The sequence below is a fragment of the Bradyrhizobium sp. USDA 3315 genome (assembly GCF_054056795.1).
Window position 1 is genome coordinate 5,660,678 of sequence record NZ_JBSRYP010000001.1, and the last position, 15,548, is coordinate 5,676,225.

Genomic DNA, 15,548 nt, shown 5'->3' on the forward strand with positions numbered 1-15,548 from the left:
CGAACCGATACTTGGCCGCGAGCCAACGGGCCTCCTGACTTGCACCTCGATCTCATCGATCCCTATTCGATGGCCGATTGTGCAGCCAGTTCGGCCTTGCGTAGCGTCTTGATGTCGTTTTCGGTGTGGTTCACCGGGGCGAGGTGAATCTCCACTTTTAAGAGCTTGCCTGTATGGGGATTGGGCGACGCGTAATCATCGCTGACCGGCGATCCCGTATCCATCCCGATGTCGAAAGTTTCATCGGCCGAGAACCGGCCCAAGACGCTCTTTTCGACCCGCCCCTCTCCAACCTTCGTGTCATTGACGAAAAGCGTGACTACGCCACCCTTTCCGAGCCCACCGCCGTCGTACTTGAAGTCCACGCGAATGATTGCCGGACCCGGTGCGAGCTTCTCCGAACTGGCGACCTTGTATCGTTGCAAGGAAAACCAGTTGTATTCGTAAGTCGGCTTACCGTCCTTGATGTAGAGAGCGTAGCCGGCAACGGTGCCGCCAGCCGCGATCAACACACCATCACCGCCTGCTTGCGGAACATCGATATACGCCGCGATGCTGTGCGAGCGGTTTTTCACGTTGGGCGATGAGCTTTCGGGGATCCGCGTGGCGCCGGGGTAATAAGTAAAATCGGTGCGTCCCGCGATCAGGCTCGGACGCAAGCTTGGGTCGGCGCGCTCGATGAACCGGTCGTCCAGCGGGAGCACGTCGTATTTTGCTGCCTCGACCCAGAACAGGTCCTGCATGTCGCGCAGACGCTTGGGCTCTTGAGCCGCCAAGTCGTTGGCCTCGCTGAAGTCGCTCTCAATCCGGTAAAGCTCCCACTTGTCGTTGGCGAAATCATACGAGCCGATGTTTTGCCAAGGCAGCCGTCCATGGCGGACGCACGCAACCCATCCGTCGCTGTAGATCGCACGGTTGCCGAACATCTCGAAATATTGAACGCGACGCTGCTCTTCAGCCTTCGGGTTGTCGAAGGTGTAAACCATGCTGACGCCTTCGATCGGCTTTTGGGCAACCCCGTTGACCGACGAGGGCTGCTCGATTTGAGCAGCCTCCAGGATCGTCGGAACGATGTCGATCGCGTGATGGAATTGAGTGCGAATGCCGCCTTTGTCCTTGATCCTGTTGGGCCATGAGATGACGAGCGGATTGCGCGTACCGCCGAAATGCGAGGCGACCTGCTTGCCCCATTGGAACGGTGTGTCCATGGCCCACGCCCATCCCACGGGAAAATGATTGTAGGACTTGGGACCGCCGATCTCGTCGAGATGCGCCAGGATATAGCTCGGGTCCTCCTGCTGACCGTTAACGCCGACCATCTCGTTAAAGGTGCCATTGAGGGTACCTTCCATCGAGGAGCCGTTGTCGCCAATCTCCCAAAAGATCAGCGTGTTGTCCGTTTGGCCGACTGCTTCCAGAGCATCGAGGACGCGCCCAACATGAAAGTCGGTTTGGGCCGTGTAGGCGGCGAAGGTCTCCATCAGCCGCGAGGCGATGCGCTTCTGATCAGCGGAAAGGGAATCCCAGGCAGGAATCTCCGCCGGCCGCGGGGTCAGCTTGGTGTCGGCAGGGATCACGCCCAGGCGCATTTGTCGCTGGTATGTTTCTTCCCGATATCTATCCCACCCCTGATCGAACTGCCCCTTGAACTTGTCGATCCATTCCTTCGGCACGTGATGAGGCGCGTGCGTGGCACCGGGCGCGTAATAGATGAAGAATGGCCGGTCCGGTGTCACCGACTTTTGCTTGTTGATGTGACTGATCACCTCGTCGGCGAGGGCTTCATTCAGGGTGTAATCGGCTTTCCGGCCGCTCGGGACCTCCATCTCGATTGGCGTATTGTCGCGATAGAGCGCCGGCACCCACTGGTTCGCTTCGCCCCCCAAGAAACCGTAGAAGTGATCAAATCCCTGCCGGGTTGGCCAGCGGTCATAGGGACCCGACACACTGGTCTCCCAATCCGCAATATTGTGGTTCTTGCCGAACCAGGCTGTGCTGTAGCCATGCTGGCGCAACGGCTCTGCCACCATGGCGGCGCTGTTCGGAATCTGTCCGCTGTAGCCGGGATAGCCGTCGCCCAATTCGGTAATGTTGCCTGTTGCGGCGGAATGATGATTGCGGCCCGTGAGCAGCGCGGCCCGCGTTGGAGAACATAGCGCCGTGGTATGGAAGCGCGTGTAGCGCAATCCGGCCTTTGCGAGCCGGTCCAGGTTCGGGGTAGGGATTTGGCCGCCGAAAGTCCCCCATTGTCCGAAGCCGCAATCGTCGATCAGAACGAGCAGGACGTTCGGCGCGCCGCTTGGTGCACTAATGATCGGTATCTTGTCCGGAAACGAGTCCTTATAGGTGGTGCCGATTTTTCCCTTGAATGGCGGCTGCGGAAGCGGCAGCACTTCTTGAGCCTGTGCCGACTCGCGAAGCCAGGACCAACCGAGTGCCGACGCAAGCGCGCCCTTTGCGGTGGAAAGAAAAAGCTGACGGCGATTCATCGATGCCTCTCCTTCTGTTACCCGCTTGGGCTTTCGGACGCCTCCGCTAACGTGTGGTACGGAGAGGTGTCACCCCGCTCACCCGACGCTGTACAACCATTGGGGGATCGAAATGGAAGCGCCGCTTTGTTCCCTTGATCTAGATCAACGGAGGGCCCCTTGGTACTTCGGGCCAAAACCGGGTCTCGCGACCGCTTTGGTCAGAAGCTGAAGAACTCGATGTGAACACAATGCATCCGCTTTCGGGGGTATAGCGACCAATCGCCGTCGGTCAGCGCCTGATTGAGCCGGACTGCCGAGCCGATGCTGCCCAACAAGCCGCGCGGCGTGCGACGAGCGAATGACCGCCGCGTCCTCAATGGCATCTTCGTGCGCAATTTCGGAATATTAGAAGAATGTCCCTGGGTTGCCCGACGTGTCAAGTCGCCTGGTCGAACGCCGGCCGAAAGGCCGGAGGAGACGGTGTTGGGCGGCATGGACGCCGCCCAACACGATCATGAATCTCATTTTGCCATTGCCGTCCTGGCGGCCTCGATTTTAGCCTTCACGGAATCGAGGTTGAAGCTCGCGCCCTTCTGCATCGGCGGAAACTCGATTGCGGTCATGGCCAGCTTCTCGACCTCCTGTTGAACGAACACGAAGCGCCAGAACTCATATTTGAACCAGTCGAAGTACTGTTGGGCGCCGTATTTGGTCCCGCTGTCGGGCCAGCCCGTTCGCTCGAACGGATCTAGGCGGAGGTTGATCAGGTAGGGGACGTCAACCTTGGCTTTTTCGCCCAGCCAGCCACCGGGCTGGTCGATGAAACGATACTTGTAGTCGTCGATGCGCACGGCCCCCAGTTCGCTCTCGCCGAAGTACCAGATTTCGTGTCGATTCGACGGCCCCTTGCCGGTGATCATGTCCATCTGATTATAGCCATCCAGATGGCACTTGTAGTTGCGATCCCCGATTTGCTTGCCCTTCTTCAGTTCCTCGGCAATGTTCGGGTTGCCGGCAGCCGCCAGCAAGGTCGGGAACCAGTCCAGCCCGGAGATGATGCCGTTCTCGACCTTGCCCGCCGGCACCTTGCCCGGCCAGCGGATCATCGCCGGCGCGCGGAAGCCGCCTTCCATCACCGTACCTTTGCTCTGCGCGAAAGGCGTCTGTCCGCCATCCGGCCAAGTGAAGACCTCGGTGCCGTTGTCCGTGGTGAAGATGACAATGGTGTTGTCATCCACGCCCATGTCCTTGAGCTTTTTCATGACGAGGCCGACATCGTCGTCGAGCTGCGCCATGCCGGCTTCATGAATCGACCAGCCGTTCTTGGAGTTGCGCATCGCCTCGTACTTCGGCGACAAATGCGTGACGATGTGCATGCGGGTCGGATTGAGCCACAAGAAGAACGGCTTGTTATCGGCCTTGGCCCTTTCAATGAACGACAAGGCGAAGTCTCGGATTTCATCGTCCACCGTTTCCATCCGCTTGGGATAGAGCGTTCCGGCGTCTTCAATCCTCTGCTTGCCGACCTTGCCCCAGCGGGGATCCACGGTGGCGTCGTCCACATTGGTTGCCCACGAATGGATCATGTTGCGCGGGCCGACCTTGTTCAACAGCTCCTGCGGATAGGCAGGGTGAGCCGGATCTTCCATCGCGTCGAGGTGATACAAATAGCCGAAGAACTCGTCGAAGCCGTGCACGGTCGGCAGAAAGTCGTTCTTGTCGCCAAGGTGGTTCTTGCCGAATTGGCCGGTGGCATAGCCCATGCCCTTGAGCGCGGTGGCAATGGTCACAGCCTCCGCCGGCAAGCCTGTGGGGGCGCCGGCCTGGCCGACCGTTGTCATGCCGGTGCGGATCGGCAGCTCGCCGGTGATGAAGTTGGCGCGGCCTGCGGTGCAGCTCGCCTCGGCGTAATAATCGGTAAACAGCATGCCTTCTGCGGCGATCTTGTCGAGGTTCGGCGTCCGGCCGGCCATCATGCCACGATGGTAAGCACCGATATTCCAGATGCCGATATCGTCCCCCATGATGACGACGATATTGGGCCGCTGGCCGCTCGGTGCCTGCTGCGCCTGGGCCAGTGCCTTTTCGACCGATGCGGCGGCGCCTAATGCGGATGCCGCCGCCAGGCTTGTCGTCGCGAGCAAAACATTTCGACGGCTCATATCGCGTGAGGCGTTATCCTTGTCGTCGCTCATCACTTGCTCCCTTCCTTATGATGCATCGAAGGCCAACATGGCTCGTGGACGTATCCACCGCTTCCGCATGGCGCGCAGCCGGGCGATAGCGACGGCAGTAGTTCGGCGCGCAGAGATGCGAGCCGCCTTTGAGAACCTTGCGGGGAATCTTGATCTTGGGCAGAGACGGATCGTGGCTGTCTTGCTCTCGCCCGCCGCGTGGATCCTGAGGAACGCAGCACGCCTTGGCCGCGTCGGGCGCATGCCTGGTGGACCACCAATCGGTGGTCCACTCCCAGACGTTGCCGATCATGTCATGAAGGCCGTAGCCATTCGGTGGGAACGCCATCACCGGCGAGGTGCGCGCGTGACCATCGTCGCCAAGATTCTGGTATGGAAAAACACCTTGCCAGGTATTCGCCATTGGCCTGCCGCCGGGCATCAGCTCGTCGCCCCAGGCGAACTCGGCTCCGTCGAGGCCGCCGCGCGCGGCAAACTCCCATTCGGCTTCGGTCGGCAAGTCCTTGCCAGCCCATGTCGCGTAGGCCTCGGCATCGCGATAGGCAATGTGGACCACGGGATGATCGTCGAGGCCGCTGATCGAACTGCGGGGGCCATATGGCCGGCGCCAGTTGGCGCCAAATTTGAAATTCCACCATTGCGACCAGTCGCGCAAATCGACCGGACGCTTCGGTGGCGTGAAAACCAGCGAGCCTGCCTTGAGCATGTGCGGCAGTGCGCCCGGATAGTCCTTTGCGTCAGGCCGCGTCTCCGCTGACGTCACGTAGCCGGTTGCGTTGACGAACTTGCGAAAATCGCGATTGGTGACCGGCGTCCGGTCCATCCAGAAGCCGCTCACCGAGACGCGATGGACCGGCGCCTCTTCGGCATAGTGCCTGTCTGAGCCCATGCGGAACGTGCCGCCCGGAATCCAGACCATGCCCCTCTCACTGGGCCCATCCGACAAAGGTACGCCTGCCGCAACGCCAACGTCGTGCATGGGCTACTCGCAGTGAACGAGTTTCAAAGTTACGATCGCCGCCCCGAGCAATTTCGAGAATCTCTCGGCAGCTTTCTAGCTCGCCGATTCGTCGGGGGAGCGTTTAACGCCTTGGTCAGTCAGAAAAGACGATCGAGTATCTGGAGCGCGAGGCCGACTACGCCGTTCGCAGCGGCACAACCTAGAGTATCACGTTGTAGCCGGGCAGCAAAGGTTTGCAATCCGGGCAGCAAAGGCAATCATGCTTGTAACAACTAAGTGTGAAGGCGCGACTACAACCCAGAACATCCTGGATCAAGTCATGAGGACGTCCGATCTATCCCCCGGCAGCAGACGCCGCGGCGACAGTGCGGGTTAGTTTGGAGCCTTTTTCTTTTTGCTCGCGCCCCGCAAAGCTGCTGCCGAGGTCGTGGCTGATCCATCAGTCATTTGAAGACAGGTCAAGAGATCGACATAGCTCGCTTCGCCTATCGTCGCCTCGGCCTCACACTGGGTCCTGACTGCCGGGGAGTACGAAGACCAAATCGGGCTCAGCTGTTCACGCGCTGAGTTCTCATCGCTCAAACACTTGCCTAAACTTTGAGGCAAGCTCAAATTCATCGCCTTGTCGGCTTCTACCGACGCTCTGCAAGTAGCCTCGACGTTGAATTTTGGGACAGCATCGGAAATGGGCGTCAGCAATTGGGTAGCCGCCGCCATGGCCATGATTGCTGGGTGCATGGGATATCCTCTCCAATACCGGGCTGCCCAATGCGAGCCGCCCGTCATCCAAGCCGATCCGCGCCGTGATGCGGCGGATCCAGCAGAAGATTTTCAGCCGTGGCCATAACGACTGGCCCGTCGTTCAAGAGAAAGCGAATCTTGGGCAACGTCCGAGAAGATGGTCGATAGAAATGGAAGGCGCAGGTCCAAGTCACAACGCCGCGCCTACGAACCTAGCAAGATGAGATGCTTCCAGTAACGCATCCTTCATTTATTGATCTAGATCAATCGAGCCAGGCCGCCTCGTCTTTGCCGAGAGCCCCTGACGACTATGCAGAAAGTGCCAGGGTTGTGGCGTCAAGGACACAACCTTTCAATAAACCTCCGGCTGAACTCAACTATGCCGAATTCGCGTGGACGAACGGCGGCGTCAGCTTATTCTTTCCGAGTTTCTACCCCGCCGGAGCAATGGTGGGATCGCGAGAGTCGGGGAATCGGCGATGCGGTACTTTAAACCGAATTTGGGACGCAGATTTTTTTCGCAGTGGCATTTGAGTGTTGGGGTGCTTGCCGCTCTGCTGGTGCTTTCCACCCAAGCGGCTCGCGCCGATGAAAATGGCATCAGCTTTTGGATACCCGGATTTTTTGGCAGCCTCGCGGCCGTTCCTCAGCAGGCGCCGGGCTGGTCGGTAACCACGGTTTATTATCACACCTCTGTTTCCGCCGGCGGCGACGTGGCACGGTCGCGCGAAATCACGCTTGGTCGCTTTCCCGCGAATCTAACGGCCAACGTCAACGCGAACGTCAATGCGAATGTGAACCTTGGCCTTGTGGCCGGGACCTACACCTTTGCAACACCCGTGCTGGGCGGTCAGGCTTCTGCCAGCCTGTTGGCGACCTACGGCTCCAACTCCACGTCGCTGGCGGGATCGCTCGTTGGGACATTGACGGGACCAGGCGGCGGCACGTTCCCCTTCTCCCGGTTTGACAGCATCGACAGCTCGCTCATTGCATTCGGCGACCTGATCCCGCAGTTCGCGCTGCGCTGGAATGCCGGTGTCAACAATTACATGACGTACGTTACCGCCGACCTTCCGGTCGGCGCCTACCAGTCGGGCCGCCTGGCGAATCTGGGGCTTGGGCACTGGACAGTCGACGCAGGCGGCGGCTACACCTATTTCGATCCAAAGACCGGGCATGAATTTTCGACGGTGCTGGGATTCACCTACAACTTCGTCAACCCCTCCACCCAATATCAAAGCGGCGTCGACATGCACCTCGACTGGGGCGCATCGCAATTCCTGACCAAGCAGTGGCAGGTCGGCCTCGTCGGTTACCTCTATCAGCAGCTCGGCTGCGACAGCGGCTCCGGCGATCGCGTCGGCTGCTTCCGGTCGCGCGTGGCCGGTGTCGGCCCGCAGGTCGGCTACATTTTCCCGGTCGGAGACATGCAGGGATATCTGAACCTGAAGGGCTATGGCGAATTCGCCAATGAAAATCGGCCAGCAGGCTGGAACGTCTGGCTGACGTTCAATCTTCAGCCCACGGCGCCAACGCCGCCGACATCCACAAGGCCCAGATTCACGAAATAGCAATAGCGGTGACGCTGCCACCGGTGCCGTTCTGAAGGCTCAATCTGGCGCGGCGGTAGCGACGCAATCAGCCAATGGATACTCCGCGAGCGTGCGGACATGTCCGGGTTGGGGCCCTGGTTGGATTAAAGCAGGCTGAGATTAGGCTGCGCCCGCAAATTGGGCGCGTCCCTTCTCCCGCCTGGGGGCGAGGGGACGCGGGAGCAATTTCGGAATATTAGAAGAATATCCCTGAGTTGCCCGACGTGTCAAGTCGCTTGGTCGACAGTCGCTTGGTCGAACGCCGGCCGCCGCCGGCTACTTTGCATGGGGTTGTTTTCGATATTTTGGCAGCGCCGCCTGCGACGGCCCCATAACTCAACCCGCTTTAGTGCCGCACCACCAGCACCGAGCATTTGGCGTAGCGCACTACGTGTCCGGCATTGGAGCCGAGGAAGTAGGTGCGCATCGCCGGCCGGTGCGAGGTCATCACGATGAGGTCGGCCTTCATGGTCGCGGCCTCCTCGAGGATCTCGTGATAGATGCCGCCCTGACGGACTACGCCCGAGATGCGGGAGGGCGCGATGCCGGATTCGCGCGCCACGATCGCAAGCGCTTCTTCCGACGTTTCGCGCTGCTGGCTGTCGAAATCCGCCGGCACATATTCGGCGAGCATCACCGGCGTCATCGGCAGCACGTTGAGCAGACGAACCGTCCCGTTCCATGTTTGCGACAATGTTGCAGCGGTTGCGATCGCCGGCTTCGCCAGATCGGTATCGGCGAGGTCGATCGGAACGAGAATGGACTTGTACATCTGCGCCTCCTGTCCGCGATTGGTCTGGAGCCGTTTGGTCCCGGTGCCCGGGACGCGCGCCTTCTTTTTCTTGAAGTCGTTCTGGTATCGACGCGAACCGGTCCCCCTGTCGCGCAGAGGCCAATATAGCATGGCCGCGCGGCGCTGTCCGCTTGCGTCAGCTGCGCGAGGCCTGCTTCAACAGCTTAGGGCTGATGAACAGGACGAGCTTGCCGCGCCGGAACGAGACGTCGTTCCAGTCGTCGGTCGCGAAGTCGAAGACGGCGAGCCCCGAGGTCGGCAGATTGTCGCCGAGCGCGCGCTTCGCGGCCTCGTCGCCGCTGCCGGTCAGCGTCAGCGCGAGCTCGTGCATGCCGGGATTATGGCCGATCAGCATCAGCCGCTTCGGATCGGTGACCGAAGCCATCCGGATCGCGGTCAGCAATTGCACCGGATCGGCGCCGTAGAGGTCCGGCACGAATTCGACTTTCGGCGCAGGCCCGGCGCCCTTCAGCACCTCGCGCACGATCTCCCAGGTCTGCCTGGTGCGGACCGCCGGCGAGACCAGCGCCAGATTGGGCGGGGGCGGATGACGGGCGATCCAGCCGCCGATCTCCGCCGCGTCGCGGTGGCCGCGCTCGTCGAGACGGCGGTCCTGGTCGTGCCCCGAAGGCGCGTCGTGTTCGGTCTTGGCGTGACGCAGCAGCAGCAAACGGCGCATGGACTTCCATTCTCGATTCGGTCAGGTCGAATTAAAATTCTACAGGCTCATGCCCTGGACAAGGTGACAAGCGCTGCAGCGGTTCGTAAGAAACGCTATGAGCGAGAGTTCCACAAGTGCGGCAGACGGCCCCGATCAGGCGGCCTCGCCGTTCCGCGACCGTCTGGCGTTCGACCTCGACGTCGACATTTGCGTAGTCGGGGCCGGGCTGGCCGGCCTGACTGTGGCGCGTGAGGCGGCGCGACTCGGTGCGAGCGTTGCGGTGCTCGAAGGCCGCCAGATCGGCTGGAACGCCTCCGGTCACCATCTCGGCACCGTGATGCCGGGATTCGGCCTGCCGATATCAGACGTGATCGAGCGTGTCGGCCGCGACGATGCCCGCGAATTGTGGGCACTGTCGAAGGAGGGCGCCGATTATGTCCGCGCCACCGCTACCGAGGATTTGATCCCGGGCATCAAGCCGAGCGACGGCGCGCTGGAAGTCTCCAATGTCGATGTCGGCGAGGCGCTGATCGGCCGCCTGCAGACGCTGGGCGAGGATTTCGCGACCGAGGTCGAGGGCTGGCAGGTCGATCGCGTGCGCAGCGTGCTGAGGACCGGCCGCTATTTCCACGGCATCTATTATCCGAAGGCGTTCCAGATCGATGGCCGCAAATATGTGGATGGCCTCGCCGCGCTGGCGATGCGGGCGGGCGTGCGGATCTTCGAGGAGACGCCGGTCGTCAGTATCGATTTTTCGGGCATCCGTAAGCGCATCGTGACGCCGACGGCGCGGCTGCGGGCCAACCATATCGTCCTCGCCGGCAACATCCATCTCGGTGCGCCGTTGAAGCGGCTGTCCGATACGCTGCTGCCGGTGTGGCGCTACGCGGCATTGACCGAGCCGCTCGGGGAGCGGCTGGCGGAGTCCATCGCCTTTCCCGGCTCGGTCGTCGACAGCGACGGCATCGACCATTTCCGTGTCGTCGATGGCGATCGGCTGTTGTGGGCGAGCCCCGAAACCACCTGGGACGCACGGCCGGAGCGCCTCGGCTCGGCGGTGCAGCGCCGCGTCGCCACGGTGTTTCCGCAGCTCGGCAAGGTTCCGATCGCGGAGATGTTCGGCGGCGCGGTCGGCGTCACCGTGCATGGCATGCCGCAGATCGGCCAGTTGCGCCGGGGCCTGTGGGTGGCGAGCGGCTTCGGCCGGCAGGGACTCAACACCTCGGCGCTCGCCGGGCAGCTGATCGCGCGCAGCATCCTGTGGGGCGACGATCGCTGGCGGCTGTTTTCGCCGTTCGAGCTGGTCTGGGCCGGCGGCGCCACCGGCCGCGTCGCCGGTCATTTCGTCAGCCTGTGGGCGAGGGGGGCCTCGTCCGTGGCGGGTGTTCTGGCGCGCTACCGCGAGGGTGCACGTGCGAAGGAACGCCTGCGCGAGGCGCGGCTCGCCGAGGCCAATCTCAGGGCGGGAACCAGGGGACCCGCACCCCGCCGTCCACCCCCGTCGGCTGTGCGGCCGGCGCGTCCGTCCGCGCCCAGGCCGATCGAGGACGGCGAGGCGCCGTATCCGGATGCCTCGCAAGAAAGTGAGCGGATCTCCGACGGGCGGATGTAACGTCCGGCGGCGGGGTTCGTATCTGTTGACGAACCTCGGGCGCGCCCCCTGAGCCGTCCGCACCGGAGATGATTGATGATCGATCGCCGCATCCTGCTTGCTTCCGCCGCCGGCCTGTTCGGCTTCGCCGCCTTCCGCTGGCTGCGCGCCTCGCCGGCGCAGGCCGCCGAGAAATTCGAGATCGAGAAGACCGACGCCGAATGGCGCGCGCAGCTGACGCCGCAGCAGTACGAGATCCTGCGCAACCAGGGCACCGAGCGGCCGGGATCGAGCCCGCTGCTCAAGGAGCACCGCAAGGGCACCTTCGCCTGCGCCGGTTGCGACCTGCCGCTGTTCTCGTCCGAGACCAAGTATGAGAGCGGCACCGGCTGGCCGAGCTTCTGGAAGCCGTTGGAGAATGCGGTCGGCACGACGTCGGACCGCACCTTCGGCATGGTGCGCACCGAGGTGCATTGCCGCCGCTGCGGCGGCCATCTCGGCCACGTCTTCGACGACGGCCCGAAACCGACCGGACTGCGCTACTGCATGGACGGTTTCGCGCTGGTGTTTCACCCGGCGGCGCCGTCAGCGACCTGACATTCCTTCCCGGCAATTGTTGCCGCTCCCGGCAAATGTGCCCCGGTCGAACGACCGGGGCATTTTTTTCAAGCGGATGATTTTGTTACGTTTTGTTTCGTGGCACGACCTTTGCGACATGCTCCGCCGATGCGGCCATTCCTGTGATTGCCAGCCGCCGGGAATCGAATTGGAGAACATGTCATGGGTATCTTCGGCGCTCTCACGACGGCTGTCGGTGGCTTGCGCGCGGGGTCGTACGCGCTCGAAAACATCTCCGGCAACATCGCCAACTCGCAGACCACCGCCTTCAAGCGCATCGACACCTCGTTCCTCGACCTCGTCCCGCAGACCGCGCTGACCGCGCAACTTGCCGGCGGCGTCACCGCGCAGTCCCGTTCGACCAACTCGGTGCAGGGCGACGTCCAGTCGGCATCGGTCGCGACCTTCATGGCGATCAACGGCAACGGTTTCTTCGCGGTGCAGAAGCCGGGCAGCTTCACCGACGGTGCCCCGGTGTTCGACGGCGTCGACCGCTACACCCGCCGCGGCGATTTCCAGCTCAACAAGGACGGCTATCTCGTCAACGGCGCCGGCTACTATCTCGAGGGCGTGCCGATCGACCCGACCACCGGCAACCCGGCAGGCTCATCGCCGCAGGTGCTGCAATTCAAGAACGACTTCCTGCCGGCGCAGCAGACGACCAAGATCGACTATCGCGCCAACCTCGCGTCCTATCCCTTGACCACCGCGCACGACACTTCGGTTCCCGGTTCCGAGCTGATCCGGCCGGGCGCGTTCAGCAGTGGAAACAATCCGTTGGTGCTGGGCACGCCGGCTGCGCCGTATACCGATTCCGCCATCACCGGCACCGCGCAAAACAACAAGGCGACGCCGTCGGTGGCCATTACCGCCGCGACCCTGCTTTCAGGCGCAGCCGGCACCGATTCGATCAATACCAACTTCAGCGCCGGCTCTGCGGGCCCGCCCGTCGTGCCCGCCGACACGATCACGGTCAACGGCACCGTCATCACCTTCGTGGCGTCGGGGGCGACCGGCAACCAGCTCAACGTCACCGACAGCATCGGAACGCTGCTCGCGAAGATCGACGCGATTACCGGTACCACGACGCCATCGACGATCAGCGGCGGCAAGATCACCCTGCACTCCGGCAAGTTGGCCGACCTCAACGTGACGAGCTCGAACGCGACCGCCTTCGCGGCGCTCGGCTTCACCGGCTCGGCGGTCGCGGTTCGCGGCGGCGGCGGCACGGTCGGCACCGGCCAGGTTATCGGCAACGACAACTCGACCTTCCTGAACGAATCCGTCTCGGGCGGCGCCGTCACGGCCTACGACGTCTCGGGCGCGCCGGTGAACCTGCAATTCCGCTGGGCCAAGACCGACAGCTCTTCGTTGGGCGGCACACATACCGATACCTGGAACCTGTTCTATCAGGTCAACCCCAATGCGACCGGCACGCAGGTCTCCTGGCAAAACGTCAACGTCAACTTCACCTTCGCCTCGAACGGCCAGATGTCGCCGGCGATCTCCTCGGTGGCGCTCACCAATGCCGTCGTCAACGGCGTGTCGCTCGGCAGCCCCGTGATCAATTTCGGCTCCGGTGGCGTGACGCAGTTCGCCGACGCCAACGGCAACGTTCAGGTCAACCAGATCCAGCAGGACGGTTTCCCCGCCGGCCAGCTGCAGTCGGTCAGCGTCTCCACCAACGGCCGCATCGTCGGCAACTACACCAACGGCCGCAACATCGACCTCGCCGAAATCTCGGTGGCGACCTTCAACGGCACCAACTTCCTCAAGCGCATAGACGGCGGTGCGTTCGAGGCAACCGACGAGTCCGGCGCGGCGCTGTTCGGCAAGGCCGGCACCATCGTCGGCTCCTCGCTCGAGAGCTCGAACACCGATATTGCCGACGAATTCACCAAGCTGATCGTAACCCAGCAGGCCTATTCGGCAAACACCAAGGTAATCACGACGACCAATTCGATGGTGCAGGACCTCCTGAACGTGGTGCGCTGATCGCGTCGTTGCTGCACGTGTGAAGAAGTAAAGGCGAGTACATATCATGGGTTTGAGCCAAGCCCTTTCCACCGCGATGTCGGGCCTGCGCGCCACGCAGGCCTCGCTCTCGCTCGTGTCGTCGAACGTCGCCAACGCGGAGACGCCCGGCTACGTCAGGAAGACGCTCAACCAGGTCACCGGCACCACCGGCGAGTACGGATCGAGCGTCCTCATCACCGGCGTCAACCGCCAGCTCGACGAATTCCTGCAGACCCAGCTTCGCACCGAGACGTCGGGCGCGGCCTACGCCGACGTCCGCTCGGATTTTCTGGCCAATTTGCAGGGCGTGTACGGCAATCCCGACTCCACCGGCACGATCGAGGACGCCTACAACAAGTTCCTGACCGCGCTGCAGGGGCTGTCGACCAGCCCGGAATCGCAGTCGGCCCGCATCGGCGTGATCAATGCCGCGCAATCGATGGCGCAGCAGCTCAACGCGACCTCGCAGGGAATCCAGACGCTGCGCGCCAACGCCGAGGCCGGCATCAGCGACTCCATCAACAGCGCCAACAATGCGTTGCAGCAGATTGCCCGCCTCAATGTCCAGCTGGCGGCCAATGGCGGCACGACCGATGCCTCGACCGCGGCATTGCTCGATCAGCGCGACCGCTACGTCACGCAGCTCTCGCAGCTGATGGACATCCGCACCGTCACCAACAGCCAGAACCAGGTGAGCGTGTTCACCAATTCCGGCGTGCAGCTGGTCGGCACCGAGGCCGCGACGCTCAGCTTCAACGCCCAGGGCACGATGACGCCCAACACGTTGTACAATACCGACCCGACCAAGAGCACGGTCGGCACCATCACCATCACGTTCCCGCATGGCGGCACCTATGACATGGTGTCGACCAACTCGATTCGCTCCGGCAAGATCGCCGCCTATCTCGAGTTGCGCGACAACACGCTGGCGCAGGCCCAGACACAGATCGATCAGTTCGCGGCCGCGATGTCGAGCGCGTTGTCGGACAAGACGACCGCAGGCACCGCGGCGACGGCGGGGGCGCAGTCCGGCTTCGACCTCGACCTCTCGGGGCTGCAGAACGGCAACACCATCCACGTCTCCTACAAGGACAACACCACCGGCCTCACGCATAATCTGTCGATCATTCGCGTCGACGATCCGAGCGTGCTGCCGCTGAGCAATACCGCGACCGTCGATCCGAACGACGAGGTGCTGGGCATCGATTTCTCAGGCGGCATGAGCTCGGTGCTGTCGCAGCTCAACGGCGCACTCGGCGGAACCGGCCTGCAATTCTCCAATCCGTCCGGGTCGACGCTGCGCGTGCTCGACGACGGCGCCGTCAACAAGGCCGATGTGACCGCGGCGTCGGTCACGTCGACGGTTTCGTCGCTGACCTCGGGCGATCCGCACCTTCCGCTGTTCACCGACAATGGCGGACTCTACACCGGCGCGATCACCGCGAACGGCTCGCAGACCACCGGCCTTGCCGCGCGCATCAGCGTCAACACCGGCCTGATCGGCGATCCCTCGCGCATGGTGGTGTACTCGACCAATCCGCAGACGCCGGCCGGCGACACCACGCGCGCCAACCTCGTTCTGAACCAGCTGTCGAACGCCTCGTACAGCTATTCGCCGCAGACCGGCCTTGGCACGTCAGGCGCGCCGTTCACCGGCACGCTGCTCAACTTTGCCAAGCAGTTCATCAGCCAGCAGGGCGAGTCGGCGACCGCCGCCAAGCAACTGGCTGACGGCCAGGACGTCGTGCTGAACACGCTGCAGACCAAGATGGACTCGACCTCCGGCGTCAACATGGACGAGGAGATGGCGCATCTGCTTTCGCTGCAGAACGCCTATTCCGCCAATGCGCGCGTGATGTCGTCGATCAAGCAGATGTACGACGCGCTGCTGCAGCTCACGTGAGGGTAA

At 62.5% G+C, this 15,548-nt stretch carries 11 protein-coding genes; 5 read left to right on the forward strand and 6 right to left on the reverse strand.

What is annotated here, in order from left to right; all coding sequences use genetic code 11:
- Positions 1 to 62: 62 nt before the first annotated feature.
- The 4 genes from ACVIYL_RS26200 to ACVIYL_RS26215 all read right to left on the reverse strand — a co-directional run bounded on the left by ACVIYL_RS26200 (position 63) and on the right by ACVIYL_RS26215 (position 6,365).
- A complete protein-coding gene (locus tag ACVIYL_RS26200) occupies positions 63 to 2,489 on the reverse strand; it encodes an arylsulfatase (protein ID WP_456780212.1) in 2,427 nt (808 codons plus the stop codon).
- Positions 2,490 to 2,992: 503 nt separating this feature from the next.
- Positions 2,993 to 4,633 (reverse strand): arylsulfatase, encoded by a 1,641-nt coding sequence (locus ACVIYL_RS26205; protein WP_456781892.1) that lies wholly within the window; start codon positions 4,631 to 4,633, stop codon positions 2,993 to 2,995.
- A gap of 13 nt (positions 4,634 to 4,646) precedes the next feature.
- Positions 4,647 to 5,645: a formylglycine-generating enzyme family protein gene (locus ACVIYL_RS26210; RefSeq protein ID WP_456780213.1), complete on the reverse strand. Its 999-nt coding sequence runs from the start codon at positions 5,643 to 5,645 to the stop codon at positions 4,647 to 4,649.
- Between the two features lie 354 nt (positions 5,646 to 5,999).
- On the reverse strand, positions 6,000 to 6,365 hold the full coding sequence (locus ACVIYL_RS26215) for a hypothetical protein (RefSeq protein WP_456780214.1): 366 nt from the start codon (positions 6,363 to 6,365) through the stop codon (positions 6,000 to 6,002).
- A gap of 482 nt (positions 6,366 to 6,847) precedes the next feature.
- On the opposite strand from ACVIYL_RS26215, the gene ACVIYL_RS26220 reads away from it, so the two are divergent.
- Positions 6,848 to 7,939, forward strand: coding sequence for a SphA family protein (locus ACVIYL_RS26220; RefSeq protein WP_456780215.1), 1,092 nt, complete (start codon positions 6,848 to 6,850; stop codon positions 7,937 to 7,939).
- A gap of 367 nt (positions 7,940 to 8,306) precedes the next feature.
- Here ACVIYL_RS26220 and ACVIYL_RS26225 read toward each other — a convergent pair whose 3' ends face one another.
- Positions 8,307 to 8,732 (reverse strand): universal stress protein, encoded by a 426-nt coding sequence (locus tag ACVIYL_RS26225; protein WP_016840840.1) that lies wholly within the window; start codon positions 8,730 to 8,732, stop codon positions 8,307 to 8,309.
- Between the two features lie 157 nt (positions 8,733 to 8,889).
- On the reverse strand, positions 8,890 to 9,432 hold the full coding sequence (locus ACVIYL_RS26230) for a SixA phosphatase family protein (RefSeq protein ID WP_456780216.1): 543 nt from the start codon (positions 9,430 to 9,432) through the stop codon (positions 8,890 to 8,892).
- A 97-nt stretch (positions 9,433 to 9,529) separates the two neighbouring features.
- Here ACVIYL_RS26230 and ACVIYL_RS26235 point away from each other — a divergent pair, with 97 nt between their 5' ends.
- The 4 genes from ACVIYL_RS26235 to flgK all read left to right on the forward strand — a co-directional run bounded on the left by ACVIYL_RS26235 (position 9,530) and on the right by flgK (position 15,542).
- Positions 9,530 to 11,026: an NAD(P)/FAD-dependent oxidoreductase gene (locus ACVIYL_RS26235; protein WP_456780217.1), complete on the forward strand. Its 1,497-nt coding sequence runs from the start codon at positions 9,530 to 9,532 to the stop codon at positions 11,024 to 11,026.
- A gap of 75 nt (positions 11,027 to 11,101) precedes the next feature.
- The gene (gene msrB / locus ACVIYL_RS26240; protein ID WP_456780218.1) at positions 11,102 to 11,602 is read left to right on the forward strand and encodes a peptide-methionine (R)-S-oxide reductase MsrB; all 501 of its coding nucleotides are present in this window, start codon (positions 11,102 to 11,104) and stop codon (positions 11,600 to 11,602) included.
- A gap of 183 nt (positions 11,603 to 11,785) precedes the next feature.
- Positions 11,786 to 13,618, forward strand: coding sequence for a flagellar hook-basal body complex protein (locus ACVIYL_RS26245; RefSeq protein WP_456780219.1), 1,833 nt, complete (start codon positions 11,786 to 11,788; stop codon positions 13,616 to 13,618).
- Between the two features lie 46 nt (positions 13,619 to 13,664).
- The gene (gene flgK / locus ACVIYL_RS26250) at positions 13,665 to 15,542 is read left to right on the forward strand and encodes a flagellar hook-associated protein FlgK (protein WP_456780220.1); all 1,878 of its coding nucleotides are present in this window, start codon (positions 13,665 to 13,667) and stop codon (positions 15,540 to 15,542) included.
- Positions 15,543 to 15,548 lie beyond the last annotated feature (6 nt).

What these genes read in the sequence shown, in the direction of transcription:
- ACVIYL_RS26225 (WP_016840840.1), bottom strand. Translation starts at nt 8,732, where the DNA reads ATGTACAAGTCCATTCTCGTTCCGATCGACCTCGCCGATACCGATCTG.
- ACVIYL_RS26220 (WP_456780215.1), top strand. Translation starts at nt 6,848, where the DNA reads ATGCGGTACTTTAAACCGAATTTGGGACGCAGATTTTTTTCGCAGTGG.
- msrB (WP_456780218.1), top strand. Translation starts at nt 11,102, where the DNA reads ATGATCGATCGCCGCATCCTGCTTGCTTCCGCCGCCGGCCTGTTCGGC.
- ACVIYL_RS26245 (WP_456780219.1), top strand. Translation starts at nt 11,786, where the DNA reads ATGGGTATCTTCGGCGCTCTCACGACGGCTGTCGGTGGCTTGCGCGCG.
- ACVIYL_RS26215 (WP_456780214.1), bottom strand. Translation starts at nt 6,365, where the DNA reads ATGCACCCAGCAATCATGGCCATGGCGGCGGCTACCCAATTGCTGACG.
- ACVIYL_RS26235 (WP_456780217.1), top strand. Translation starts at nt 9,530, where the DNA reads ATGAGCGAGAGTTCCACAAGTGCGGCAGACGGCCCCGATCAGGCGGCC.
- ACVIYL_RS26200 (WP_456780212.1), bottom strand. Translation starts at nt 2,489, where the DNA reads ATGAATCGCCGTCAGCTTTTTCTTTCCACCGCAAAGGGCGCGCTTGCG.
- ACVIYL_RS26230 (WP_456780216.1), bottom strand. Translation starts at nt 9,432, where the DNA reads ATGCGCCGTTTGCTGCTGCTGCGTCACGCCAAGACCGAACACGACGCG.
- ACVIYL_RS26205 (WP_456781892.1), bottom strand. Translation starts at nt 4,633, where the DNA reads ATGAGCCGTCGAAATGTTTTGCTCGCGACGACAAGCCTGGCGGCGGCA.
- flgK (WP_456780220.1), top strand. Translation starts at nt 13,665, where the DNA reads ATGGGTTTGAGCCAAGCCCTTTCCACCGCGATGTCGGGCCTGCGCGCC.
- ACVIYL_RS26210 (WP_456780213.1), bottom strand. Translation starts at nt 5,645, where the DNA reads ATGCACGACGTTGGCGTTGCGGCAGGCGTACCTTTGTCGGATGGGCCC.